The organism is Halofilum ochraceum, assembly GCF_001614315.2.
GTDB lineage: Bacteria > Pseudomonadota > Gammaproteobacteria > XJ16 > Halofilaceae > Halofilum > Halofilum ochraceum.
The window spans coordinates 1-25334 of record NZ_LVEG02000014.1; the positions used below are offsets into that span (position 1 = coordinate 1).

The following is a 25334-nucleotide window of genomic DNA, read 5'->3' on the forward strand; positions in this document are numbered from 1 at the left end:
ACACCCTCGCGTGCACATTCGGGATCGGAGTAACAACTCAAACAACCCTGAGGGGCCTCCCGTGAGTTTTTACTCCGACCCCGAACATCCAAAGAAACTCTGACGGGACCACCCGTGAGTCGTTACTCTCGCCCGAAATTGCAGGAACTCTATTTCGGAGATCGGTATACCCTCCCCGGAACTCCCTTCCGAGTATCATTGACTCCGTGACCTGCGCTTCTTGCAGTCTTTCCCCTATTGTTACGCGTCCAGCACCAATCTCATTCGTCCGCCTCGCACATGTCCAGTAACCCGATTACCGCTGAGCACTGCATCGCGAAGGATCGGCTTGACATTCGATCGCAACTCTTTTTTGGCAGCACTCGTGGATCCGCTACCAGGCACCTTAGCTTCATACAAATCGACACGCACGCGGCTCCCCGAAACGGTTACCGTGAGGCCATCAATATCCGTTACGCGTCGCTTTTCGGGCGGACGCGTCGTGTCTAATACCAATATTCGGTCAAAACAGGCCAAACGAAACCACATTCCTTTCGGACGTCTCTGCATCCTTAACAGCTGCAACTCGTTCTCCCTTCCTGGATCTCTAGCTTCCTGAATTAGCGCGTCAATCTCATCTAGATACTGATCAACGACAAGACGCCCATCGCGGATTATCTGAAGACCAAAACTACAGCCATCAAGTGTTGTTGGCTCAATCGACGCCGAATATTTAGGCCGCAATATCATCTGCATAACAGAACTAACCACCGCTGCACATCTCTGCTCTATAATATCCCTAACATCCACCTCAACATTGAGCCTCTCAATGTACTCTCTATCTACACGCGCAATTCTTTTCCTATCGACTCCCTCATCCGAAAGTCTCTGCTTCCACCAATCCCGTTCCTTTAAATGAATATTCGCGCGCTCCCGCGCATTAAATGAAATTGAGTTAAACAGATTCCTGCATGCCACATATATCCATTGACCTACGTCACTCGACGCTACTCCCTCGGCAGGAGCGATAAAATCCACATATCGCTTTCCCTGAATTGCATTATCATCTACCTGCACTCTGACTGATCCGAGACCACGGATCAGCCTTTCAGACCGCCTTCTCTCATCGTGAATATCTCTTTCCCTGCTGACCGGAATCAGTTGCCGATGTATATGCCTAAGCGAAGGCTGAAAGGGACTAACCAACCCATTGGCAATCCCGTCCAAACATGCCTGCACACTCCCTACACTTCCTGCGGGCGCGGCCGCCTGAACTTCGTAATCTCGCATAAGACACAAAACATTCTTGTCTGCATACAGTAAATCCGTAAGCATCCCCATTATCGGATTCACGATGCTTTCAATGCTTTGTCCAGTCGTTCTTTGCTCGCTTAAATCCATCCCCAATATTGCCGCGGAAAGATCAAACGTCGTGGGCAAATGGGAATTTCGCGAATCTATTGCCACGATTGCCAATTTTCTAACCAACGCAAACATTCGTCTCAGTTGAGTCAGTTTTTCTAAATTAACATTCGTGGAATTACCATAGGTCTTCAGAAGACGCACTAACTCTTCGATCGGCTTCTTATTTCGGGAGTACTTCTTCAATTCTCTGCGAACCCGAATAAGAGTTACACACCAGTGGAATTCGGCGTAAATGTAATTAGATACAATATTTTTTGCGTAGTCTTTCAGATCTCCGCTTGGAATCGTGGCAATAAATGCCCGCCTCTCCGCGTTACTCCGACGCAATAGGTTCATAATGGCTTTCTCGTCGGCAAACGTATTCCGACAATGGCCAAAATTCGAAAGAAGAGCCCACGACTTTAGGAGTTCGGAACCAGGAATCGCATCACCGTCGATTTTGATCGATCCTAAGCCAATTTCCGGATTACCTTTATGAATCCGGTCAATTATGTCGATAATTGCGCACTGCAGGGCCGCATACTCCCATCGGGTGTGTTGCGACCCGGAGTACTCACGCGCTATTAATCCAAGATGCGGAATGGACGATTGCCTCGTGATCTCGTCGGTTGACTTATACAACTCGTAACAAAGGGCAGCACAACTGTAGAAGTTTATTTGAACATAACCGAGCGCTGGCAGATGCAGCCGCTCAGTGTACGTATTTTTGCTTTCGAGACGTGCCATTTTCGGTTACAACTTGGGTCTTTTTCTTTGTCAGTCGAGTACTTAATCGACAACCTAATCTAGAGCAGCGGTTCAACGATTATCGTAGGATTTGCGCTGTTCTCATTAGTCTCCACAAATATACGGCGGTCGGAGTAATAACCGGTCTGACTGTGACGAAACCGCCGGCAGGTTTCTTTGTCGTGGGTTCCCGGTTGCCGGCAGAGCGGAGCCGGCATCCGTGAGCACGTTGGGTCGTCTCGGGCGCAATCCGGCCCATGGCGCCTCCGGAGTCAGACCTCCACTTCGACGCCATCAACTTTCTGGAAACCTCTCGGGAGGCGGCCACCGCGTTTGCCGCGTTCGCTCCAGTACTCTTCCAGTTCCTGCCTTCTGAGCGTGGTGTGGCGCTTGCCCGCATAGATGGTCAGTTTGCCTTTCTCCGGCACGGAGGCCAGCGCGACCATACGCTCTTCACCGCTGGTGAACTTCTTGCCCGGAATCCCGAGAATCCGTGAGCCTTTCCCCCTCGCCATCACGGGAATCTCATCGGCCGCAAACACCAGCAGATTCCCATTCGAATGAATCGCGCAGATCCAGTCGGTTTCCATGTTGTAGATAGGGCTCGGGATCAGGGGCTTGCTGCCCTTCGGAACGGTGAGCACGGCCTTGCCCGTGCGGGTGCGGGCCTGGATCTCGCCGAGGGTGGTGATGAAACCGTTGCCCGAGTCGGTGGCGAACAGATACGGCTGGTCGTCCCGGCCCATCAGCGTGGCGAGGAAGGTAGCGCCGTCCGGCGGCTTGAGTTTGCCGGAGAGGGGTTCGCCGTGGCTTCTCGCGCTCGGGAGTTTATGCGCGGGCAGTGTGTAGATGCGGCCGGTGCTGTCGAGGAACATGACGCTCTGGTTGGTCTTGCCCCAGGCGGCGTCCTGGAAGTCGTCGCCGGCCTTGTAGTTGAGCTTCTCGGGGTCGACGTCGTGGCCCTTGGCGGCGCGGACCCAGCCCTGTTTGGAGAGGACGACGGTGACCGGTTCGCTCGGGACGAGGTCGGTTTCCTGCAGGGCCTTGGCCGGGCCGCGTTCGGTGATGGGTGAGCGGCGTTCGTCGCCGAATTTATCGCCGGCGGCCTTGAGTTCCTTCTTGACCAGGGTTTTGAGGCGGTTCTGGGAGCCAAGGGTTTTCTCGATGTCCGCCTTTTCCTTTTCGAGTTCGTCCTGCTCGCCGCGGATCTTCATTTCCTCGAGCTTGGCGAGGTGGCGCAGGCGCAGTTCGAGGATAGCCTCGGCCTGGCGGTCGGAGAGCTGGAAGCGCTTCATGAGCGCGACTTTGGGCATGTCCTCCTCACGGATGATGCGGATGACCTCATCGATGTTGAGGTAGGCCGTCAGCAGGCCCTCGAGGACATGCAGGCGGTCCGTGACCTTGTCGAGGCGCCACTGCAGGCGGTTGCGCGTGGTCTCGGTGCGCCAGTCCAGCCACTCCTTCAACAGATCGCGCAGATTGCGCACCCCCGGGCGGCCGTCCGTGCCGATGAGGTTCATGTTGACGCGGTAGCTGCGCTCAAGCTCGGTGGTAGCGAACAGGTGGTCCATGAGCTGTTCGATATCCACACGGTTCGAGCGCGGGGTGATGACCAGGCGCACCGGGTTCTCGTGGTCGGACTCGTCGCGCAGGTCCTCGACCATCGGCAGTTTCTTCGCCTGCATCTGCTCGGCGATCTGCGCGAGCACGCGGCTGCCGGAGACCTGGTACGGCAGCGCGGTGATGACGACGTCGCCATTCTCCCGTTCGTACCGTGCGCGGGCGCGGAGCTGGCCGCCGCCGGTCTCGTAGATCTTCTTCAGGTCCGCGCGCGTGGTGATGACCTCGGCCGCGGTCGGGTAATCCGGGCCCGGCAGGGCCTCGACGAGTTCGTCGGTGGTCGTGCTCGGCTTCTCCAGCAGCATGACGCAGGCGTTCACGACTTCCTGGAGGTTGTGTGGCGGGACATCGGTGGCCATGCCGACCGCGATACCGGTGGTGCCGTTCAGCAGCACGTGCGGCACCTGTGCGGGCAGCAGCGTCGGCTCGTTGAGGGCGCCATCGAAGTTCGGCTGCCAGTCGACCGTGCCCTGGGGCAGCTCATCCAGCAGCACGGCGGAGAAGGCCGACAGGCGCGCCTCGGTGTAGCGCATGGCGGCGAAGGACTTGGGGTCGTCGGGCGAGCCCCAGTTGCCCTGCCCGTCCACCAGCGGATAGCGGTAGGTGAACGGCTGCGCCATGAGGACCATGGCCTCGTAACAGGCGCTGTCGCCATGCGGATGGAACTTGCCGAGGACGTCGCCGACGGTGCGCGCCGATTTCTTGTGCTTGGAACCGGATGACAGCCCGAGCTCGGACATGGCGTAGACGATGCGTCGCTGCACGGGTTTGAGGCCGTCGGCGATGTGCGGCAGTGCGCGGTCGAGGATGACGTACATCGAGTAGTCGAGGTACGCCTTCTCGGCGAACTGGGAGAGCGGCTGGCTCTCGGATCTTGCGTCGAAGAGGTCGTCGGTGGATTCGGTCATCCGGGGGTCGCCTGGGTTGCGTTGAGTCGGCGCCTGCGGGCGCGTGGTCGGATTGGGGGATGATCTTCGCATGTGCGGAGATTTGGTTCACGGAGGTGTGTTTTTTCCGGGGCTTCGATTGGCGCGTGGGATTGCGACGGCATGTGGGGGTCTTTGGCTGTCGGGCTGGAAGCCCGACCTACACCATTCCCCAACCCGACCCACGCCATTCCCCAACGGATTGGCTGCATTTACCCGGAGTACGCCTGGACAGTGGAATCCGCGGCGGTCGGGATCAGGAGGTGGTTCAGCGAATCCGATACGCCGGCGGCCTGCGCGAGGCGTTGCAGGCGCGGCCGGTCGAGCAGATCGAGGTCGAGATCGTCACGGGGCGGCGGTGTGCGGCGGCTGTGGGGGCTCGCCGCGAGGTAGAGCCAGTCGATCAGCGCTTTCTCCGGGGTCGCGCGGGCATGCTCCCAGGTATCGCCGAGTTCGAGGCGATCTTCCGGGTTGCCGGCCTCGAGTATGCGCCGCGGTATCCCGTGGAACTGGAACATGCCGATGCGGGTCGTCTGCCGGCCCAGTTTCGGAGGCGGGGCGGCCGCGTCCATTGGCACGACCGCCATGGTGGTGCGCACGGGGTTGTTGAGCACGCCGGCGTCGCCGAGCACCGTGTTCAGGGACACCACCGCCTCGGGCCGCAGCCAGGCGGCGGCATCGGCCGGGTGCCCGGGGCGGGCGCGAAACGCATTGAGGTAGAGGCCCCGCTGCACCGGCCGCAGGCGTTCCTCGGCCACGGCACCGCGAATCCAGTGCGTGAGGCTGCTAGGCGGTACGAGCTCACCGTCGCGGGCCGTTCGCGCGAATCGCGACAGCAGATCGCGGGTGAGCACGGGCGGAGCGTCGGTACGGGCGAGCGCGCGCTGGAGGTGAAGCTGCCAGGGCTTCATTGTCCTTCTCCGGCATCCGCCAGCAACGCCTCGGCGTACTCGCCGACCCGGAGCTTCATGGCCTCCCATTCCTCCTCGTCGATGCGCTCGGCGACGTCGTCGGGCAGCGCATCGCGCAGTTCGTCGAGGTATCGGTGCCAGTTCAGTTCGTCGAGCCGGGCCCAGAGCAGGTCTACGGGTGGGCGATCTTCGATACCGGCACGACGCACCGCCCATGCGATCTGCTCCGCGCTCGGTCGTTCGCCGCTGTCCATCAACAGATCGAGGTCATAGACGTCTCGCGGTGCTGCACGCCCGAGCAAGGCGGCGAGTTTGGTCGTGGCCAGCGTCGCGTCGTCGTAGATGTCCACCCAGAAGCGGGTACCGCCACGGCGCGCGAGCGGCTCGAAACGCTGCTGGACGACCTGGCCGGGCGCCACGCGCGCGGGGTCGCGCGAAACCTCGACCTCGACGTGGACCGGGTGCCCTGCAGCGTCGCGGAAGTTTACCTTCCAGCGGGGGCTGGCCTCGGCTTTGCCGGGCTCATGGACGCGGAGATCGGTGAGCCGCAGGCCGCGGGCGGCGTGCTCGATCGCATGTTGCACGGTGTTGTGCAGGGAGTCGGCGCTTCGTTTGGGGTTGGTGAAGTCGAGGTCGAGGTCTTTCGTCATGCGCTCGTTGCCGAAGCGCGCGCGCATGGCGCCCCCGCCTTTCAGCACGAAGCCCTCGCCGCGCTTGCGGAACAGCGCGGCAGCCAGGCGTTCGAGGAATTGTTCGCGGATGTTGTCCACGGTTGCGCCCATTAAGTCGTTTATGCCGATTATATTAGCATAAATGACTTAATCGCGCTGTTTCATGGCGTCCCGCGCCATGAACGGCTGCACCGTGTCTCGGCTCGGTGCGTTCGAGATGAGGCTGGTTCGATCCGGGTTGATCCGCGTTGCCCGGTTACGGGCCGACACCGTCACTCTCCGTAGCCGCCGTCGATGCCCTCGGCTTCGGGGTCGTCGATGTTGGGGACGCGGCCGGTGGGGACGCCGCCGGCGGCTTCGTCGCAGTGGCGGGGCTGGTCGTCGAAGTACATGTGGGGGCGGAAGGCGCGCAGGACGTTGCGTTTGGCCATGCCGCCGAGGAAAAAGGTCTCGTCGATCGACACGCCCCACTCCATCAGGGTCCGGATCACGCGCTCGTGGGCCGGGCTGTTGCGGGCGGTGACGAGCGCGGTGCGAATGCTGGGGCTGTTCGGGTCAGCGCTCTTGCGCACGTCCGCGAGGCTCTTGAGCAGCTTGGCGAACGGGCCCTCGGGCAGCGGGCGGCGCGCGTGCTCGATCTCGTGGGCCTGGAAGGCCTCCAGACCGTGCTCGCGGTAGACGCGGTCGGCCTCGTCGGAGAACAGGACCGAGTCGCCGTCGAAGGCGATGCGGATCTCTTCGATCTCTTCATACGGTTCGGTCGGCACCGAGTACAGCAGCGCGGAGGCGACGCTGGACGCCAGGCCGCGCTCGACGTCGGCCGGGTCCTGGGAGAGGAACAGGTCGACGTCGAAGGCGTGCAGGTAAGCCGCCAGCGGGTTGCCGCCCGTGAGGGCCGCGCGGGTGATGTCTAGGCCGTAGTGGTTGATCGAGTTGAAGATGCGCAGGCTCGTCTCGGACGAGTTGCGCGACATGATCACCACCTCGACCCGCCGGCGCTCGGGCTCCAGCGAGTTCAGGCGCAGCAGGGCCTTGGCCAGCGGGAAGCCGGTGCCGGGCGCCAGGATATCCGCCTCATGGTCGAGCTGATACTGCCGGTACGCCTCCAGGCCCTGGGTCTGAAAGAGATGATCCTCTTCCGAGAGATCGAACAGGGCGCGGGAGGAAATCCCGACCACGAGGTATTGGCTGAGATCTACGGCCATGATCAGGTCTCGAAAGAACCACGAATGAACACGAATGAACACGAATACTTCATAAAACCACCCGTTTCCATTGCAGCCTCGATTGCCGGAAGTTCAGCAGTAAACCAGCCTGAAGGCCGGTTACGCGAAGATAGTTGATCACCTGACCGTACTCTGTCTCTCCGATCTGGTCGATCACTTTGGTTTCAACAATCAGTCCATCAAACACTACAAGATCCGGAACAAACTGCCCCACTGATCTGCCGCGGTATACCACGTCGAATCGCGGCTGCTGGTGATACGGTATCCCCTGATACTCCAGCTCGACGACCAGCGCATTCTCATACGGCTTTTCGAGCAACCCACCGCCAAGATGATTCAACACCCGCATTGCACACCCGACAACCCGCCGGGTTTCGTCCCACATAACGCCCTGAACTCCTTCGCTCTCCTCCATGTTGCCTCCCTGCAACCCGCCCCGGTTTTGACCTTCTATTCGTGTCCATTCGTGTTCATTCGTGGTTCGATCTTTTTACCCCAGGATCTCGGCCAGATTGCCCCGTTCCTCCAGCCAGGCGCGGCGGTCGGCGACGCGTTTTTTGCCGAGCATCATATCGAGCAGGGTGTTGGTGTCGTCGCCGTCTTCGACGGTGAGCTGGACGAGGCGGCGGGTGTCGGGGGCCATGGTGGTTTCGCGGAGCTGGAGCGGGTCCATTTCGCCGAGGCCCTTGAAGCGGGTGACCTGGGGTTTGCCCTTCTGTTTCTCGGCGGTGATGCGCTCGAGGACGCCGTCTTTTTCCTCATCGTCGATGGCGTAATAGATGTTCTTGCCGATGTCGATGCGGTACAGCGGCGGCATGGCGACGTAAACGTGGCCGGCGGCGACGAGCGGGCGGAAGTGGCGGACGAACAGGGCGCACAGCAGCGTGGCGATGTGGGCGCCGTCCGAGTCGGCATCCGCCAGGATGCAGAGCTTGTTGTAGCGCAGCTTGCTGAGATCCGCGTTGCCGGGCTCGACGCCGAGGGCGACGGTGATGTCGTGCACCTCCTGGCTGCCGAAGACCTCTTCCGGTTTGATCTCCCAGGTGTTCATGATCTTGCCGCGCAGCGGCATGACGGCCTGGAACTCGCGATCGCGCGCCTGTTTGGCGGAGCCGCCGGCGGAGTCGCCCTCGACCAGGAACAGTTCGGTGCGGCTGACGTCCTGGCTGGTGCAATCGGCGAGCTTTCCAGGCAGCGCGGGGCCGCTAGCGACCTTTTTGCGCTGCACCTTGCGGGCCTTCTGCTGGCGACGCTGGGCGGTGCTGACCGCGAGCTGGGCGAGCGCGTCGCCGGACTGCGGGTGACGATTGAGCCACTGCTCGAAGTGGTCGCTGACCACGCCGGAGACGAACGCCTGGCAGGAACGTGAGGCGAGCTTCTCCTTGGTCTGGCCGGCGAACTGCGGGTCCTGCAGTTTGACGGACAGGACCCAGCTCGCGTGCTCGGTGACGTCATCGCCCGTGATCTTCACGCCCTTGGGCAGCAACCCGCGCCGGTCGGCGAACTCGCGCAGGGCCTCGGTGAGACCGCTGCGCATGCCGTTGACGTGCGCGCCGCCGGCAGGCGTCGGCACGAGGTTCACGTAGCTCTCACTGAAGCCCTCACCACCTTCCGGCAACCAGGTCACGGCCCAGTCGGCGGCCTCGTGCTCGCCCGTCATATGGCCCACGAAGGGCTGCTCGGGCGTGCGCGGGTAGCCGCTGACGGCCTGCACCAGGTAGTCGGCCATGCCGTCTGCGTACTGCCACTCGATCTTCTCCTGCGCCGCCTCGTCGTGCCAGGTGACGAGCAGGCCCGGGCAGAGCACGGCCTTGGCGCGCAGGAGCTGGGTCAGGCGCTGCTTGTTGAACTTCACGCTGTCGAAGTACTTCGCGTCCGGCAGGAACTTCAGGCGCGTGCCGGTATTGCGCTGACCGACTTTGCCGACGACCTCGAGCTCCGTCTTTTTCTCGCCGCCGGCGAAGCTCATCGCGTATTCCTTGCCGCCGCGCTTGACCGCGATCTCGAGGTGACGCGAGAGGCCGTTGACCACGGAGACGCCGACGCCGTGCAGACCGCCCGAGAAACGGTAGTGGCCCTCGGAGAACTTGCCGCCCGAATGCAGCGTGGTGAGGATGACCTCGACGCCGGGCTTGTTGAGCTGCGGGTGGTTATCGACGGGCATGCCGCGGCCGTCATCGATGACTTCGATCGAGCCGTCCGCGCCGAGGGTCACGTCGATGCGTTTGGCGTAGCCGGCGAGCGCCTCGTCGACGGCATTGTCGATCACCTCCTGGGCGAGGTGGTTCGGGCGCATGGTGTCGGTGTACATGCCCGGGCGCTTGCGCACGGGCTCGAGTCCGGAGAGGACCTCGATCGCGGACGAGTCGTAGGCGGCTGTGGTCATGGGATCGGTCGAGACTCCATATGCGGTGGTTTTCTGGCCGGCAGGCCCAGGATATTGTAAACGACCCGGGGCCGGAACGTGGTGGCCCGATTCACTGGACCCACCGGAGTACACGGGCGCATGACACGTCGGAACCGCGCACGCGCCTGGTGGGTGCGCCTGCATCTCTGGCTGGGCCTCAGCGCCGGCGCGGTCTTCGCCCTGCTCGGGGTGACCGGCAGCGTACTCGTCTTCGACCACGAACTCGACGCCCTGTTGCACCCCTCATTGTTCGCTTCCGGGCCGGAATCACGCGCGATCGCCTCTTCCGCGGCGATTGCCGTGGCGGAAGATGCCCTGCCGGCGAGTCACAGCGTCGCTTGGCTTTCCTGGCCTGGTGATGCCCGCGATGTGTTCCGCGCCTATGGCGGCCCACCCGACGACCGGTTCGGCCGGCTCGTCACTGTCGACCCCGCCAGCGGCGAGGTCCTCGGCGCGCGCGCCGGCGATGGCGGAGTGCTGCGCTTTATCTACGATCTGCATTTTCAGTTGCAGCTCGGCGCCGGGGGCCAGACGGTCGTCGGGATCGTGGGCGTGCTGATGCTGTGCTCTCTCGGTTCCGGCCTGTATCTGTGGTGGCCGCGCAAACGCCATTGGCGGACGGGGCTGACGGTGCGTCGCGGTGCACGGCCTCAGCGGCGGGATTTCGATCTGCATCGCGTAACGGGCATTTACGGCGCCGCCCTGCTGCTGGCGATGAGCGGGACCGGCATCTTCATGGCCCTGCCGGATTACACCGAGCCGGTGGTCGAGCTGTTCAGCCCGATCACGCCGCGGATCGGCACGATCGCCCCGAACGGGGCTCGCGATGCGACTGATATCGATGTGGATACGGCCGTCGACATCGCACGGAACCACTTATCGGGCGCCCGCGTGACAGGGGTGGGCATCCCGCATCGCGGTGCAGGAACGTACCGCGTAGCCCTCAGTGAGCCGGAACATCCGCGCGACAGCGCGGGCCGTTCGTATGTGCGTGTGGATCGCCATACCGGTGAGGTCCGAGCGGTGCGAACCTGGGCCGGCATGACCGCCGCGGACCGATTCCTGGACTGGCAGTTGCCGCTGCACAACGGCGAGGCATTCGGGCTGATCGGGCGGCTGATCGTATTCGTGACGGGCCTGTTGCCGCTGGCACTGCTGGTCACAGGATTCCTGATCTGGCGCCATAAACGCCGTGCGGCGTACAGACAGCGGGAAAAACGACCCGATTCTCCGTCGTAGGAGCGGGCTTGCCCGCGAACCGCTGACAGAATTCCCCGAAAACCGAAATCATCACTATGGTCGCACGTCGCCGAATCCGGCCGATGCATGCGCGCATTCGCCTTCGGCGAAGACGCGCCTACGAGGATTACCGTCGCGGCGCGGTACACAGACGGTAGTGACGGTTCGATCCCCGGGTAGGAGCGCGCTTGCCCGCGAACCGCTGACAGAATTCCCCGAAAGCGGGAATCATCACTATGGTCGCCCGTCACTGAATCCGGCCGATGCGTGCGCGCATTCGCCTTCGGCGAAGACGCGCCTACGATGATTACCCTCCGGCGCGGTACACAGACGGCAGTGACGGTTCCATTCCCGGTAGGAGCGGGCTTGCCCGCGAACCGCTGACAGAATTCCCCGTAAAGCGGAAATCATCACTGTGGTCGCCCGTCACTGAATCCGGCCGATGCGTGCGCGCATTCGCCTTCGGCGAAGACGCGCCTACGATGAGTGATCGTCAGGGTCGGCGGCGCGGGGAAGGCCAATGGCTGTTCTCATCTTTGCCTTCTGCGCGCGCCTTGGCGTACTCCTCGCCTTTGCGAGAACCCGGTCCAGGCCCGATACCGGCTACCCGACGTCCACTGCCCGATGAACCGGAGTTATTCGGAGATCCCCATCATCGACAGCAGCTGTTTGCGCGGGCGGTAGCCCGGTACGATCGGGCCGTCGTCGCCGACCACGATATAGGGCGTGCCGCGGACGCCGATCGCCTTCGCCGCCTGCATGTGGGCATCGAGCGGCGTGCTGCAATCGGACTCTCGCGACGGTACCGAGCGCCCTTCCTTCGCCGCGGTCATCGCACCGGCCGGATCGTCCGCGCACCAGATATCACGCAGCGTATCGGCGGCCGACGAGCTGGTCCCCGCGCGCGGATACATGGCGTAGCGCACTTCGACCGGGTGATCCTGGACCATCTGCAGGACTTCCTCGTGCAGCCGCTGGCAGTACGGACAGGTGTGGTCCGTGAACACGGTGAGGTGATTCTCGGCGGGCCCATTGGCCGGCTCGAATACGACCAGATCGCTGCGATCCATTTCGCTGACAACATCGTGCGCGATCTCGGCGCGTCGATCGTCCGTGAGATTCCGGCCCTCTTCCAGATTGATCAGATCGCCGCTGAACAGATAACGCGCGTCGGCGCTTACGTAATACACGCCACCACCGGACACGACCTCGTAGATATCCGACACGGGCGTATCCCGGACGGATTCGATATCGAGCTGGGGACGCGCCTCCTTCAGTCGTGCCCGAAGCCGCTCTTTTGCGTCAGCATTGTCCCCGCCCCCTTCCTCGGCCGCCGCGCTCGCATCGGAACCGCTCGAGGTGGATGTGCCGGAACCGCCGTCGCCGGCGTTTTCTTCCGCCGTGCAGGCAATCGGAACCATCGCCAGCAGACAGACGGCGGCGAAGAGCGTGGTTTTCAGCGGCATGGACAAGGGCCTCCAGAGCAAACGGGCGATCGGGCGGATTACCGGGTATTCGACCGCCATCACGGATCGGGGTTCAGACGACGCGACATCGGAGCATATCAGCCACGCGGATGGTGTTGCGCGTGCACTTCCTGCAACCGTGCGCGTGCGACATGGGTGTAGATCTGTGTGGTCGACAGGTCACTGTGGCCGAGCAGCATCTGGACCGCGCGCAGATCCGCACCATGATTCAACAGATGCGTCGCGAATGCATGCCGCAGCGTGTGCGGCGACAGCGGTCGCTCGATACCGACCTGCTTCGCATAGCGTTTAACAATATACCAGAACGCCTGGCGGGTCATCGCGCCACCCCGCGTGGTCACGAACAGCGCATCCGTATCATTGCAGCCTTTCAGCAGGGCCGGTCTGGCGGCCTCGAGGTAGCGATTGATCCAGTCCAGCGCCTCTTCGCCCACGGGCACGAGCCGCTCCTTGTCCCCCTTCCCGCGCAACCGCAAGACGCCATGCGTGCGGTTGAGCGCACCGGCCTGCAGGCCCACGAGTTCACTCACGCGCAGACCACTCGCATACAGCAGTTCGAGCATCGCCCGATCGCGCAGCCCGCGGTCGGTGCCGGTATCTGGCGCGGACAACAGCGCACTGACCTCCCCCTCCGAGAGGGAATCGGGCAGCGGCCGTCCAAGGCGGGGCGTGTCGATGCGTGCGCTGGGATCTTCCGCCATGCGTCCCGAGCGGATCTGGAAGCGATAGAAGCGTTTGATGGTGGACAGGACGCGCCGGATGCTGCGCCAGCGCATGCCGCCGGCGATCCGATCCGCCACGTATGCCTGCAGATCCTGGCGGCGGGCGCCGTGCAGGGTTCGATCGCGCGCCGCCAGCCAGCCTGCGAGACCGCGCAGATCGGTGCCATAGGCACTGAGCGTGTTGCCGCTCAGACCGCGTTCCATCCAGAGCGCGTCAAGGAACGCGTCGATGATCGCCTGATCGGAATCCGCGGGGCGGTTGCTGCCACTATCAGCGTCTGCACTCATGGTCAGCGCAGTGTACAACGGCAGATGGGCTATACGCGCCCAGCAGTGGACTGGAACGCGAAACGGCGACCAGGAAAGGCCGCCGGGAAAGCGCTTCAGGGCCCCATTACACGGTCGCGTGGCAGGGGGCCTGCAAACGGATGGGGCGGCCCGGAGGCCGCCCCATGGATCAACCAGTCACAACCACCCGCATCACGGCGATGTGGTCGTGCTACTGGCTTTCTTCTTCGAGGCGGCCTTCTTCTTCGAGCCCGCCTTCTTCTTGGAGGCGGCCTTCTTCTTCGAGGCGGCCTTCTTCTTGGAACGACGCTTCTTCGAAGTGCCCAGCTTGTCGATCCGCGCGAGTTCCGACCGCTCGAACTTCGAGGCGGCCTGAGACATCGCCTTGTCGCGCTTCTCGGCGAGCTTGCGCAGGGCCGTTTCCCGCTTCTGCGCGTCCTTCAGCTCATCGGCCGTCTGCTTGAGTTCGGCCTTGAGCTCCCGGACCTGCTCGCGCAGGCGCTGGGCCGTGGCGGTTGCCGAAGACTTCTTCTTGGAACCCGCCTTCTTCTTCGAGGCGGCCTTCTTCTTCGAGCCCGCCTTCTTCTTCGAAGCGGCCTTCTTGCCGGAGGATTTCTTCTTCGAGGCGGCCTTCTTGCGACCCGAAGACTTCTTCTTTGACGCGGTCTTCTTCGAGGTTACGCTCGCCGTCCCCGAAGGAGACATTGCGGCGGCGACTGTCGTATCCGACGACGCGTTATCTTTCATGCGGGGCATACGCTGTGACTCCCGTGAGTGGCAATGCACTACGCATTATAGGATTGCGTAGCTCGTTTGCAATTACCAATACTCGCGCATCAGTTCAAGCATCGCAACAACCCCATCGCATGCAACCCGTGAATGAAGGTGTAATATCCCGCCTGCTACCCCGATATGCATTCTTGAATGGGCTGATTCATGCCCGCTCATTACGACCAACCGGAAGCGATCCGATCATGACCGAATGGAACTACTGCGGCCTTGGCCGCCGTCTTCTGGCCATCCTCTATGACTCGATCGTGGTGCTTGCGATCCTGTTCATCGCGACGCTGCCGGTCGTATTGCTCACCGGCGGCGCACTCGAGGAGTCCCTCCTCTATCGCACCGCACTGCAGGCCTACGAGTTGCTCGTCGCATTCGCGTTCTTCGGGGGATTCTGGCGCTCGGGCGGGCAGACCATCGGTATGCGGGCATGGCGTATCCGCCTCGTACGGGACGACGGTGGACGCCTGCGCTGGCGCGATGCGGCGCTGCGTTACCTCGTGGCGATCGTTTCCTGGGCGCTGCTCGGACTCGGTTTCGCATGGAGTCTGTTTGACCGCGAACGCCGTACCTGGCACGACATCGCGTCACGCACCCGCCTGATCAGGGATCCATAAGAGGGTTCGAACGCGCGCATGCGCGCCACTGGCGCGTTGTCGGCACGGCCGGCACAACCGGATCGACGAGGCGCGCGACCATGCATACGCCGGCCTAGCGGGCGCACTCAGTGCATGCGACGCAGAAGCAGCAGGCCGGTGATCGTGAACAGGATAGCCGGGGCCATGACGGCGACCGGTGCCGCCAGGCCGTACACGATGCCGATATGGGAAAACAGCTCGGCCAGCAGCAGATAACCGACACCGATTACGCTGCCGATGAACACGCGCTGACCGGCACCGGTCGCGCGGATCGAGCCGAACACCATCGGCAACGCGAGCAGGAGCATGACGAGCGTCGACAGCGGCGTGGCGATTTTCTTCCAGAACGCGAGCGCGAAGCGGGCGGATTCGAGGTCGTTATCACTCAGATAATCGACATAGCTGAATAATCGCCAGCCCGGCAGGGTCTCCGGACTGACCGTGAGCACCTCGAACAGATCCGGCGGCACGAGGCGTGGCCAGATGGCCTCGGCCTCCCGCTGCGTGGCGATGCGATCGCCGTTCAGGCGTGTGCTGCGCACGTCGAGAAGCCGCCATTGATCCTCGCGACGTTGATAATGGGCGCGTTTCGCGTGCAGTGACCGCTGCAATTGCCGCCCATCGAACTCATACACGGTGACATTGCGCAGCACATATCCAGGCAGGATCTCCCCTACGTTCACGAATCGGTTCTCATCCCGCAGCCAGAGACCGCCCGGCCCGCGCGCATCACTCTGACCGGCGATGGCGCTGGAACGCATGCGTTCGGCATATTGCTGGCTCGGCGGCGCCACGACCTCACCCACGAAAACGATGACCGCCATCAGCACGATCCCGCCCTGCATGACCATGCCGACGATACGGCCATTGGAGACGCCCGCGGCGCGCATGATCAGCAGTTCGGAATTCGCGGCCAATGCGCCGAGCCCGACCACGCCACCGATCGCGACCGCCGCGGGGAAGAGCTCATAGATGTCGGCCGGCATCGTCAGCAGGACGTACAGCAGGGCCTCGGCGACGCCGTAATCGCCCTGGCCGGTGCTGCCGAATTCGCGCGTGACCGCGAACAGCGTATTGAGCGACAGCAGGACGGCGAGTACCAGCACCGAGCCCGCGATCACGGTGCGCGCGATGTAACGCCCCAGCAGCGTGGTCATGCCCCGACCCCGCTCCGGCTGAAGATCACCGAATGCGCCCAGCGCCAGCCGACGCGATGCGCCACCAGCGCGGCGACGGCCACCGCCGTGGCGACGTGCACCCACCACATCCCGAGCGCTGGCGGCACGGTCCCCTCCTCAACCATATCGCGGGCGAAGACCAGCAGGTTGGAGTACGCGAGGTAGAGCAGCAACGCGATCGCGATCTTGCCGTAGCGGCCCTTGCGGGGGGTGGTATGGCTCAGGGGCAACGCGGCCAGCGCGAGCAGGAAGCAGGCGATCGGCAGCGATACGCGCCACTGGAACTCGGCCGTATATTTCGGTTCCCCGCGTGCGAGCAGCCGCCCCATCGACATGCCCTCGGCACCGGGGCCGCTCGTCTCGACACGCTGGCTCGGGATATGGATGCCGTGCTCGGAGAACGTGATCGACCGCGCCACATCGGAACCGGGCTTGATCGTATAGCGCTGCCCCTCCGTGAATTCGAGATATCGGCGCCCGGACTCCCGATCGATGCGCTCGTCCGCGGCGCGTGCGCGCACGATATGCTCGCCGCCCTGATCCGCCGGCGACACGACGAACACCTCGCGCAATCCCCCGTCGTCCGAGCGCGTTTCCGCGAACAGCACCGCCCCGGCTCCGGCACGATTGAAACGCCCCGGCGCCAGCCCCGCGAATTCCGATTCGGCGGCCACCCGGGCGGTGATCTCCGAACTTGCACGTTCGGCCCACGGCGACGCCCACAGCGTGAGCGCGGCCGTCATACCGGCCCCGGCCAGAGCGAGGATCGCGACCGGTCGGAACAGCTTTGCGAGCCCGATGCCACAGGCCCCCAGCGCCGCCATCTCGCTCTCCGCGTAGAGGCGCCCGAACGCGAGCAGCAAGGCCAGGAACAGACCCAGCGGAATCAGCGTGACGAAATAGCTCGTCAGATGCAGCAGGAAAAACGGCAGGATCACCTGACCGGTCAACTCGCCCTCGACCACCTTGCCGAGGAGCTGCACGAGCGAGTTGCTCGCAAGGACCAGGATCAGGATCACCATGACCGCGATCCAGACCTGGATGACCTCGCGAAGGATGTAGCGATCGACAATCGTCAGGCGCATGTGCGGCCTTGAGATGGCTTGCGGGGCGACCCGATGGCGTGGGAGGGGGAATGCCCCGGACGGCGACTGTGTGCTGCGTGCGGCACGCTCATGGCTTTCCGGGAGGGCTCCTGGACAGGGCGCGGCTGCAACCCGTACCGATTTTGCCTAAAATCCGTCGGCAATCCTAACCGGTTCTGCGCCAGGTCGCCGCAATCGTCGCCGGGTGCTTCTGGATTTCCCCCTCTCCGCATGCGCGAGGCCCATCGATGGAATTCACCGTTACGACCGCGAACCCGGCGCAAAAAAAGGCCGGCGTACTCGTGATCGGCGTCTTCGAACGCCGCCGGCTGTCGGATATCGGCGCCCGGATCGACCAGGCTACCGACGGCTACCTGCGCGGTATCCTCGCCAATGGCGATCTGGACGGCGAAACGAATACATCGCTGCTGCTCTACGATGTGCCCGGTATTCGCGCGCGGCGCGTGCTGCTGGTCGGCTGCGGCAAGGCGAGCGAATTCGATCGACGCGCCTATCGCAAGGTCAACGCCTGGGTCGCTGGCCTGCTCGAGCGCAGCCGGGCGACCGATGCACTGACCTGCCTGCCGGCCATCCAGGTGCGTGGTGTCGACGCCGGCGATCGCGCCCGTGTAACGGTCGAGGCGACCGAGACCCGCCGCTACCGATTCGACGAGTTCCGCAGCGAACCGAATACCCCGAAGCACCCGCTCAGCCGCCTTGCTCTGCACGTAGCCGACGGGGACGATAAGGCGAAGGCCGAGGCCGGGATCGCACACGCGCGGTCGCTGGCCGCCGGCGTCCATCTCGCACGCGATCTCGCCAACCGCCCCGCCAACGTGTGCACGCCCACCCATCTCGCCGAGCAGGCGCGTGCGCTCGACCAACAGTACGACCACGTCCACACGACCGTGCTCGAGGAATCCGATATGGAGGAACTCGGGATGGGCGCGATGCTCGCGGTCAGCCGTGGCAGCCGTGAGCCGGCGAAACTCATTACGATGTCCTGGCAGGGTGCCGGACCCGACAAGGCCCCCGTGGTCTTCGTGGGCAAAGGGGTGACGTTCGACAGCGGCGGCATCTCGATCAAACCCGCCGCCGCCATGGATGAGATGAAATACGACATGGGTGGCGCGGCGAGCGTGTTCGGCCTGATCCGCGCCTGCGCCGAATTGCGCATCGATGCCAACGTGGTCGGACTGGTCCCCGCGGCCGAGAACATGCCGGATGGCGCCGCCTATCGCCCGGGCGACATCCTCAAGACCATGTCCGGTCAGACCATCGAGATCATCAATACCGATGCCGAAGGCCGGCTCCTGCTTTGCGACACGCTGACGTACGCCAAGCGCTTCTCCCCGGACACGATCATCGATATCGCGACGCTGACCGGCGCCTGCATCGTCGCGCTCGGTCATCACGCATCGGCCGTACTGTCGACGAACGACCAGCTCGCGCGTCAACTCATGCAGGCCGGCGAACGCGCTGGTGATCGCGCCTGGCAGTTGCCCATCTGGGACGAATACCAGGAGCAGCTCAAGAGCCCGTTCGCGGATTTCTCGCACGTGGGCGGACAACCGGCGGGCACGATCACGGCCGCCTGTTTCCTGTCGCGCTTCACGAAGGACTACAAACGCTGGGCCCATCTCGATATCGCCGGTACCGCCTGGACACGCGGCGACAGCAAGGGCGCGACCGGCCGGCCGGTGCCGCTGATGCTCCAGTACCTGCTGGACCATCACGATGGCCGCTGAGGGTGCGACGGTGACGCGTGTCGATTTCTACATCCTGCCCGATGCCGACGAGGATCGGCGTCAGGTCTACCTGTGCCGGATCGTCGACAAGGCGTACCGGCTCGGTCACCGCATCTGGATCCACGCGCCCGCGAACGCCCGGGCCGCGGCGCTGGACGATCGCCTGTGGACGTTCAGCCAGGAGAGCTTCGTCGCCCACGACCGCAGCGGCGGCGAGACTGCCCTCGCCGCGCCCGTGGTCATCGGTGACGGTGAAGAGCCGGACGGCAAGCGCGCGCTGCTGGTCAACGAGGACGCGGAGATCCCGGCGTTCGCCGAGCGTTTTGCGCGCATCGCCGAGGTCATCAACCAGGACGACGCGATCCGCCGCAGCGGCCGAGCGCATTATGCGTATTATCGGGATCAGGGATTCGAGCTGCACTATCACCGGATCGAGTGACATGGGCAACGAAGACGACGACAACATCCCGACGCTGCACGACATCCTCCGCCCGGGAGACGGCGCCCCCGCCCGCCGCACCGACGAGACATCGGACACCGAGCCGGAAACTGCCAGCGAACGCAGCGACTCCCCCCTCACCGAGGCCGAAATCGAGGCCATCGCCCACCGCGTCATCGAGAAACACACCGAACACCTGCGGCAAGCCATCACCCAAGCCATCCACGAGGCCATCGACACCAAAAACGGCGAACGCCAATCAGGCGGTGAAGATGGGGACGGCTATCAGGGCTGACTGGTTCGGAACGGCATTTAGAACCACGAATGAACACGAATGGACACGAATGCTGCCGCAGGGCTCTTATCGCTCCGGGGAGCTTCGCTGAAATGTCTGCGCGAATGGAGTCTCGTTTGAACCACAGATAGACACAGATGAACACAGATAAGGTCAAAAGCGGCGATGAGGTGAGATCACCCGCTCGCGGTCTGCCATCGACCGCCGTTGACTTTTATCTGTGTCCATCTGTGTTCATCTGTGGCTCTCATCCCCGCTTCAGGACCATCACCCCTTTCAGCGAAGCTCCAACCACATCACAGCGCCCTGCGGCAGCATTCGTGTTCATTCGTGGTTCTAGCCCGTCCTAGGCAGCAGAACGGATACGTTCAGCCAATTGCGTAAGGCCGTCGGTGAGAGCGGCTGGGCCGGGTTGGAGGATGTCGGGGGATTTGATTTCGTAGAGGTGGCCGTTGCGCACGGCGGGGATGGCATCCCAGCCCGGGCGGGCGGCGACTTTTTCGGGGCGGAAACGTTTGCCGCACCAGGAGCCGATGATCAGATCCGGCGCGGCCGCGACGACTTCGTCCGGATCGGCGATGATGCGGCTGGCCGCATCGGGGCAGGCGGCGCGTTCGGGTAAGCAGTCCCTGCCACCGGCGACGCCGATCAACTCGTGCACCCAGCCGATACCGGTGATCAACGGCTCGTCCCACTCCTCGAAATACACGCTCGGGGTCCGCGGCAGCTCGGCCGCCTCCCGGCGCACGCGCTCCATGCCCTCCTCCAGCTCCTGGATCAGCGCATCCGCCTTCCGGGCAGCGCCGATCAGGGCACCGAGGCGCCGGATCATGGTCAGGATGCCGGCGATCGAGCGCTGATTGAACACGTAGACCTCGACACCGGCGCGGATGAGTTCCGCGGCGATCCCCGCCTGCATGTCGGAGAAACCGAGCACCAGGTCCGGCTCGAGTTCCAGAATGCGGTCGATTTTCGCGCTGGTGAAGGCCGATACCTTGGGCTTTTCCCGCCGCGCCGCGGCCGGGCGCACGGTGAACCCGGAGATGCCGACGATGCGGTCCGCTTCACCGAGCAGGTAGAGGGTCTCGGTGGTCTCTTCCGTCAGGCACACAATCCGTTGTGGGTAGTCGTCCATCGGTCCGGCTCCTTTGCCATGAGCGGCCGGAGGATACCGGAACGCCCCTGCTGCTGCCACTGGACGGTCGGAGGCAGGCGCCCGGTATGCTATCTTTCACGGTTTTCATGACTCCCCCGGAACGATGCGGAACCGCCCTATGACCACGCTCGCAAAGACCTACGACCCGCAAGCGATCGAACGCCGCTGGTACGACTTCTGGGAGCAAAACGGGTATTTCCGCCCGCAGGGGGACGGCCCGCCCTTCTGCATCATGATCCCGCCGCCGAACGTGACCGGCACCCTGCACATGGGGCACGCGTTCCAGGACACGATCATGGACACCCTCATCCGCTACCACCGGATGCGCGGAGAGCAGACGCTGTGGCAGCCGGGCGCGGACCACGCCGGCATCGCCACGCAGATGGTCGTCGAGCGCCAGCTGGCCGCGGAGGGCGTGACGCGCCATGAACTCGGGCGCGAGACCTTCATCGACCGCGTCTGGCAGTGGAAGGAGGAGTCCGGCAACCAGATCTCCGTGCAGCTGCGCCGCCTCGGCGCGTCCCCGGACTGGAGCCGCGAGCGCTTCACGATGGACGACGGGCTCTCCGAGGCCGTGGTCGAGACCTTCGTGCAGCTCTATGACGAAGGGCTGATCTACCGCGGCAAGCGGCTGGTCAACTGGGACCCGGTTCTGCACACGGCGGTCTCGGATCTCGAGGTCGAATCCGAAGAGGAGCAGGGTCATATCTGGCATATCCGCTACCCGCTGGCGGATATCGACGGCCATGTCTCGGTCGCCACGACGCGTCCGGAGACCATGCTGGGCGACACGGCGGTCGCGGTCCATCCGGAGGACGAGCGCTACGCCCACCTGATCGGCCATTACGTCGATCTGCCGCTGTGCGACCGCAAAATCCCCATCGTCGGCGACGAATACGTGGATCCCGAGTTCGGCAGCGGCTGCCTCAAGATCACCCCGGCGCACGACTTCAACGACTACGCGGTGGGCGAGCGTCACGGCATGGAGCCGATCAACATCTTCACGCCCGACGCGAAGGTGAATGAGCACGCACCGGCCGCCTACCGTGACCTCGACCGCTTCGAGGCACGCGAGCGCGTGGTCGCCGACCTGGAGGCAGCCGGCCTGCTCGAGCAGGTCGAGGACCATAAGCTGATGATCCCGCGCGGCGACCGCACGGGTGCGGTGATCGAGCCCTACCTGACGGACCAGTGGTTCGTGCACGTGAAGCCGCTGGCCGAACCGGCCATCGAGGCCGTGCGTGACGGTCGCATCGATTTTGTGCCGGGCAACTGGGCCAAGACCTACTTCAACTGGATGGAGGAAATCCAGGACTGGTGCATCTCGCGCCAGATCTGGTGGGGCCACCGGATCCCGGCGTGGTATGACGACGATGGCCACGTGTACGTCGCGCGCACAGAGGCGGAAGCCCGTGAAAAATACGGCCTCGGCGCCGATACCACGCTGACCCGCGACGATGACGTGCTGGATACCTGGTATTCCTCGGCCCTTTGGCCGTTCTCCACACTCGGCTGGCCCGAACAGACCGACGCCCTGAAGACCTTCTATCCGACTTCGGTGCTGGTCACCGGGTTCGACATCATCTTCTTCTGGGTCGCCCGGATGATCATGTTCGGACTCAAGTTCATGGGCGACGTGCCGTTCCATCAGGTCTACATCCACGGCCTCGTGCGCGATTCCGAAGGCCAGAAGATGTCGAAGTCCAAGGGCAACGTGCTCGACCCGATCGACCTCATCGACGGCATCGACCTCGAAGGCCTGGTCGAGAAGCGCACGTCGGGCATGATGCAGCCGCAGAAACGCAAGGGCATCGAGCGCATGACGCGCAATGCGTTCCCCGACGGCATCCCCGCCTTCGGCACCGACGCCGTGCGCTTCACCTTCGGCGCCCTCGCCTCCACGGGCCGCGATATCCGCTTCGACCTCGGCCGCGTCGAGGGCTATCGCAACTTCTGCAACAAGCTGTGGAACGCCTCGCGCTACGTGCTGATGAACACCGAGGGCGAGGACACCGGCGCCGACGACGGCGAAGTGGAACTCACCGTGGCCGACCGCTGGATCATCTCGCGTCTGCAGCGCACCGAGCGCGCCGCGCGCGAGCACATCGAATCGTATCGGTTCGATCTGATGTCGCAGGCCATTTACGAGTTCACCTGGGACGAGTACTGCGACTGGTATGTCGAGCTCGCCAAGACGGTCCTGACCGACGACGACGCTCCGGCCGAACGCAAACGTGGCACGCGACGCACGCTGGTCCGCGTGCTCGAGGCGCTGCTGCGTCTGATGCATCCGCTGATGCCGTATATCACCGAGGAGCTGTGGCAAAAGGTTGCCCCGCTGGCCGGCCAGACCGGCGAAACGATCTCACTGGCCGCCTGGCCCGAGGCCGATGAGGCCCGCATCGACGCGACCGCCGAGGCGGATATCGACTGGCTGCAGAAAGTGGTGCTCGAGATTCGCCGCGTGCGCTCGGAGATGAACCTCAAACCGGGTCAGCGCGTGCCGCTGGCGATGACGGAAGGCGGCCCCGAGGACCAGCGCCGCATGCAGTCACTCGAAGACGCGATCCGCACGCTGGCGCGCCTCGAGTCGCTGGAATGGGTCGATGACGAATCGGCGGTGAGCGGCAACGTGACCGCACTCGTGGGCGAGCTCAAGCTCCTGATCCAGCTCGGCGGCCTCATCGACCGCGACGCCGAACTCGCGCGGCTCGACAAACAGACCGGCAAGCTCGAACAGGAAATCGAGCGCGTCGACAAAAAACTCGACAACGCCAACTTCGTCGACCGCGCCCCGGCGGACGTCGTCCAGAAAGAACGCGACAAACGCGCCGAAATGGCCCACTCCCTCACCGAACTCCGCGCCCAGCGGGAGCGGATTGCGGAACTGTAAGACCAACCTGGTTCAGGGATGAACCCGGTCTGGAATCACGACTGAAAGAACCACGAATGAACACGAATGGACACGAATGCTGCCGCTTGGCTCGTTGAGCGTTCGGGAGCTTCGCTGTGATGCTGTGGGGAATTTTGCCCGTTCTGATAACCAAAAAATGAACAAAAGATATACAAAAAATAGTAATGCGCTGGATTCGAGGCTGTGGTCACGGTCAGCCATCAACTATTTTTTGTCCATTTTTCGTTCATTTTTTGGTTATGCAGTTTGCACGTCATACACGACGCCATAACAGCGAAGCTCCCTGTAGCTCAGTAGGCCAAGCGGCAGCATTCGTGTCCATTGCTCGGCGCGTCCATGCGCCTCGCCCCTTTGGGGCTGGCGCGAAGATTCGCTCCCGGCGAATCTTTCGTGTTCATTCGTGGTTCTCTCTTTTCATTTCACCCCCGCAAGCGTCAAAACCAGCTGCACGACCCCCCACAGGACCAGGACGAACACCACGGTCGCGACGAGGCCCGCGAGGACGTAGTGGTGGAGTTGGCCGTGGGTGAAGTCGCGTTGGCGGTTGGCTTCGGACTGGACGCCGAAGAAGGCCGCGCCGACGCTCTTGAAGATCTGCAGCACACCCGGGCGTTTGTCGCGTGAATCGTTCATGGCGGGCGATTCCCGTATCCTGAGGCTGGAGCGACGCCGATCGTACCGCGGAGCGGGCCGTCGGTGTCAGGGGTTCCTTCGCAGCGAACCGGAAATCGTTTTCAGCCGTGAACTACCTCGCCCATCTCGCCCTCGCCGACGGCTCGCCCGAGTCGATCCTCGGCAATTTCCTCGGCGATTTCGCCAAGGGGCGCCCCGAGGGGCGTTTTGCCCCGGCCGTGGTCCGGGGCATTCGCTTGCACCGGTCCGTTGATGGGTTCACCGACGCGCATCCCGTGGTGCACCAGGCCATCGCGCGGTTGCCCCAGGCGCATCGACGGTTTGCCGGTATCGCGATCGATATGGCCTTCGATCACTTCCTCGCCGCGCGCTGGGAACAGGTGGCATCCGACGAGTTCCGTCGCTGCCGCAGGCACGCGTACGCGGTCCTCACGGCCCGATACGCGATCCTGCCGCCGCGCCTGCAACGGATCCTGCCCTCGCTGCGCGAGGATGACTGGCTCGGCTCCTATGCCCGATTCCAGGGCATGGCCTTCGCGCTGGCACGCATGAGCCGGCGGCTGTCGCGGGAAAATCCGCTGGCGCTGCTGGCGGACGATATCGGCGCGAATTACGATGCGCTCCGCGCCGACTTCGATCTCTTCTGGCCGGATGTACAGGCCTTCGCCGTCACCGAAGGCCGCCGCCTTGCGCGGCATTTGCCGGATAGCGGGAGCGGCGGGCATCCTGGCGATATGGCGTGCCTGAACGCGGCCGGCCCCGAGGCGTCGTCCGGGCACGATCGCGAGCAAGCTCGCTCCTACAAGGGCACCTGATCGTAGGCGCGTTTTCGCCGACGGCG

At 63.6% G+C, this 25334-nt stretch carries 21 protein-coding genes; 7 read left to right on the forward strand and 14 right to left on the reverse strand.

The genetic code is table 11. The annotated features are described in order from the left end of the window. Nucleotides 1-240 precede the first annotated feature (240 nt). The 7 genes from A0W70_RS16805 to parE all read right to left on the reverse strand — a co-directional run bounded on the left by A0W70_RS16805 (nt 241) and on the right by parE (nt 9870). Nucleotides 241-2130, reverse strand: coding sequence for a hypothetical protein (locus tag A0W70_RS16805; RefSeq protein WP_139150859.1), 1890 nt, complete (start codon nt 2128-2130; stop codon nt 241-243). Nucleotides 2131-2402: 272 nt separating this feature from the next. Further along, nucleotides 2403-4658 (reverse strand): DNA topoisomerase IV subunit A, encoded by a 2256-nt coding sequence (gene parC, locus A0W70_RS12435; RefSeq protein ID WP_067562875.1) that lies wholly within the window; start codon nt 4656-4658, stop codon nt 2403-2405. 230 nt (nt 4659-4888) lie between these two features. Continuing rightward, nucleotides 4889-5587: a hypothetical protein gene (locus tag A0W70_RS12440; RefSeq protein WP_067562879.1), complete on the reverse strand. Its 699-nt coding sequence runs from the start codon at nt 5585-5587 to the stop codon at nt 4889-4891. Next, entirely contained in the window at nt 5584-6369 is a 786-nt protein-coding gene (locus A0W70_RS12445; protein WP_067562882.1) for a nucleotidyl transferase AbiEii/AbiGii toxin family protein, read from the reverse strand. Before A0W70_RS12445 ends, A0W70_RS12440 begins: the two co-directional genes overlap by 4 nt. 161 nt (nt 6370-6530) lie before the next feature. Further along, nucleotides 6531-7463, reverse strand: coding sequence for a 5'-nucleotidase (locus A0W70_RS12450; RefSeq protein WP_067562886.1), 933 nt, complete (start codon nt 7461-7463; stop codon nt 6531-6533). Nucleotides 7464-7512: 49 nt separating this feature from the next. After that, nucleotides 7513-7899, reverse strand: a complete 387-nt coding sequence (locus A0W70_RS12455; protein ID WP_067562890.1) for a GxxExxY protein — start codon at nt 7897-7899, stop codon at nt 7513-7515. 75 nt (nt 7900-7974) lie between these two features. After that, nucleotides 7975-9870 carry a DNA topoisomerase IV subunit B gene (gene parE, locus A0W70_RS12460; RefSeq protein WP_067562894.1) on the reverse strand — a complete coding sequence of 632 codons (1896 nt, stop codon included), beginning with the start codon at nt 9868-9870 and terminating at the stop codon, nt 7975-7977. A 120-nt stretch (nt 9871-9990) separates the two neighbouring features. On the opposite strand from parE, the gene A0W70_RS12465 reads away from it, so the two are divergent. Continuing rightward, nucleotides 9991-11130 carry a PepSY-associated TM helix domain-containing protein gene (locus A0W70_RS12465; protein ID WP_067562898.1) on the forward strand — a complete coding sequence of 380 codons (1140 nt, stop codon included), beginning with the start codon at nt 9991-9993 and terminating at the stop codon, nt 11128-11130. Nucleotides 11131-11765: 635 nt separating this feature from the next. Here the strand turns inward: A0W70_RS12465 and A0W70_RS12470 are convergent. The 3 genes from A0W70_RS12470 to A0W70_RS17025 form a co-directional block, all read right to left on the reverse strand. Continuing rightward, a complete protein-coding gene (locus A0W70_RS12470; protein ID WP_175443119.1) occupies nt 11766-12596 on the reverse strand; it encodes a DsbC family protein in 831 nt (276 codons plus the stop codon). Between the two features lie 98 nt (nt 12597-12694). Further along, on the reverse strand, nt 12695-13627 hold the full coding sequence (gene xerD, locus A0W70_RS12475) for a site-specific tyrosine recombinase XerD (protein ID WP_067562904.1): 933 nt from the start codon (nt 13625-13627) through the stop codon (nt 12695-12697). A gap of 192 nt (nt 13628-13819) precedes the next feature. Then, the gene (locus A0W70_RS17025) at nt 13820-14383 is read right to left on the reverse strand and encodes a hypothetical protein (protein WP_175443120.1); all 564 of its coding nucleotides are present in this window, start codon (nt 14381-14383) and stop codon (nt 13820-13822) included. Nucleotides 14384-14601: 218 nt separating this feature from the next. Between A0W70_RS17025 and A0W70_RS12485 the strand changes: the two genes are divergently transcribed. Beyond that, nucleotides 14602-15024 carry an RDD family protein gene (locus tag A0W70_RS12485; RefSeq protein WP_067562911.1) on the forward strand — a complete coding sequence of 141 codons (423 nt, stop codon included), beginning with the start codon at nt 14602-14604 and terminating at the stop codon, nt 15022-15024. A 107-nt stretch (nt 15025-15131) separates the two neighbouring features. On the opposite strand, the gene lptG is transcribed toward A0W70_RS12485, so the two are convergent. Then, nucleotides 15132-16202: an LPS export ABC transporter permease LptG gene (gene lptG, locus A0W70_RS12490; RefSeq protein WP_067562915.1), complete on the reverse strand. Its 1071-nt coding sequence runs from the start codon at nt 16200-16202 to the stop codon at nt 15132-15134. Continuing rightward, the gene (lptF, locus tag A0W70_RS12495) at nt 16199-17308 is read right to left on the reverse strand and encodes an LPS export ABC transporter permease LptF (protein WP_067562918.1); all 1110 of its coding nucleotides are present in this window, start codon (nt 17306-17308) and stop codon (nt 16199-16201) included. The genes lptG and lptF overlap by 4 nt, the downstream gene beginning before the upstream one ends. Nucleotides 17309-17556: 248 nt before the next feature. On the opposite strand from lptF, the gene A0W70_RS12500 reads away from it, so the two are divergent. From A0W70_RS12500 to A0W70_RS12510, 3 genes are read left to right on the forward strand one after another with little or no spacing between them, the layout of a single operon-like run. Next, nucleotides 17557-19056: a leucyl aminopeptidase gene (locus tag A0W70_RS12500; RefSeq protein ID WP_067562922.1), complete on the forward strand. Its 1500-nt coding sequence runs from the start codon at nt 17557-17559 to the stop codon at nt 19054-19056. Next, complete coding sequence (locus A0W70_RS12505) at nt 19046-19495, forward strand: DNA polymerase III subunit chi (protein ID WP_083330998.1); 450 nt, start codon at nt 19046-19048, stop codon at nt 19493-19495. The genes A0W70_RS12500 and A0W70_RS12505 overlap by 11 nt, the downstream gene beginning before the upstream one ends. A gap of 1 nt (nt 19496) precedes the next feature. Further along, a complete protein-coding gene (locus A0W70_RS12510; RefSeq protein ID WP_067562926.1) occupies nt 19497-19790 on the forward strand; it encodes a DUF2486 family protein in 294 nt (97 codons plus the stop codon). Between the two features lie 346 nt (nt 19791-20136). On the opposite strand, the gene A0W70_RS12515 is transcribed toward A0W70_RS12510, so the two are convergent. Continuing rightward, entirely contained in the window at nt 20137-20925 is a 789-nt protein-coding gene (locus A0W70_RS12515; RefSeq protein ID WP_067562929.1) for a cobalamin-binding protein, read from the reverse strand. 139 nt (nt 20926-21064) lie between these two features. Here A0W70_RS12515 and A0W70_RS12520 point away from each other — a divergent pair, with 139 nt between their 5' ends. Then, nucleotides 21065-23839, forward strand: coding sequence for a valine--tRNA ligase (locus A0W70_RS12520; RefSeq protein ID WP_067562932.1), 2775 nt, complete (start codon nt 21065-21067; stop codon nt 23837-23839). A 435-nt stretch (nt 23840-24274) separates the two neighbouring features. Here A0W70_RS12520 and A0W70_RS12525 read toward each other — a convergent pair whose 3' ends face one another. Next, nucleotides 24275-24493 carry a DUF2970 domain-containing protein gene (locus A0W70_RS12525; RefSeq protein ID WP_067562935.1) on the reverse strand — a complete coding sequence of 73 codons (219 nt, stop codon included), beginning with the start codon at nt 24491-24493 and terminating at the stop codon, nt 24275-24277. 107 nt (nt 24494-24600) lie between these two features. On the opposite strand from A0W70_RS12525, the gene A0W70_RS12530 reads away from it, so the two are divergent. Next, complete coding sequence (locus tag A0W70_RS12530) at nt 24601-25308, forward strand: acyl carrier protein phosphodiesterase (RefSeq protein WP_067562939.1); 708 nt, start codon at nt 24601-24603, stop codon at nt 25306-25308. Nucleotides 25309-25334: the final 26 nt, after the last annotated feature.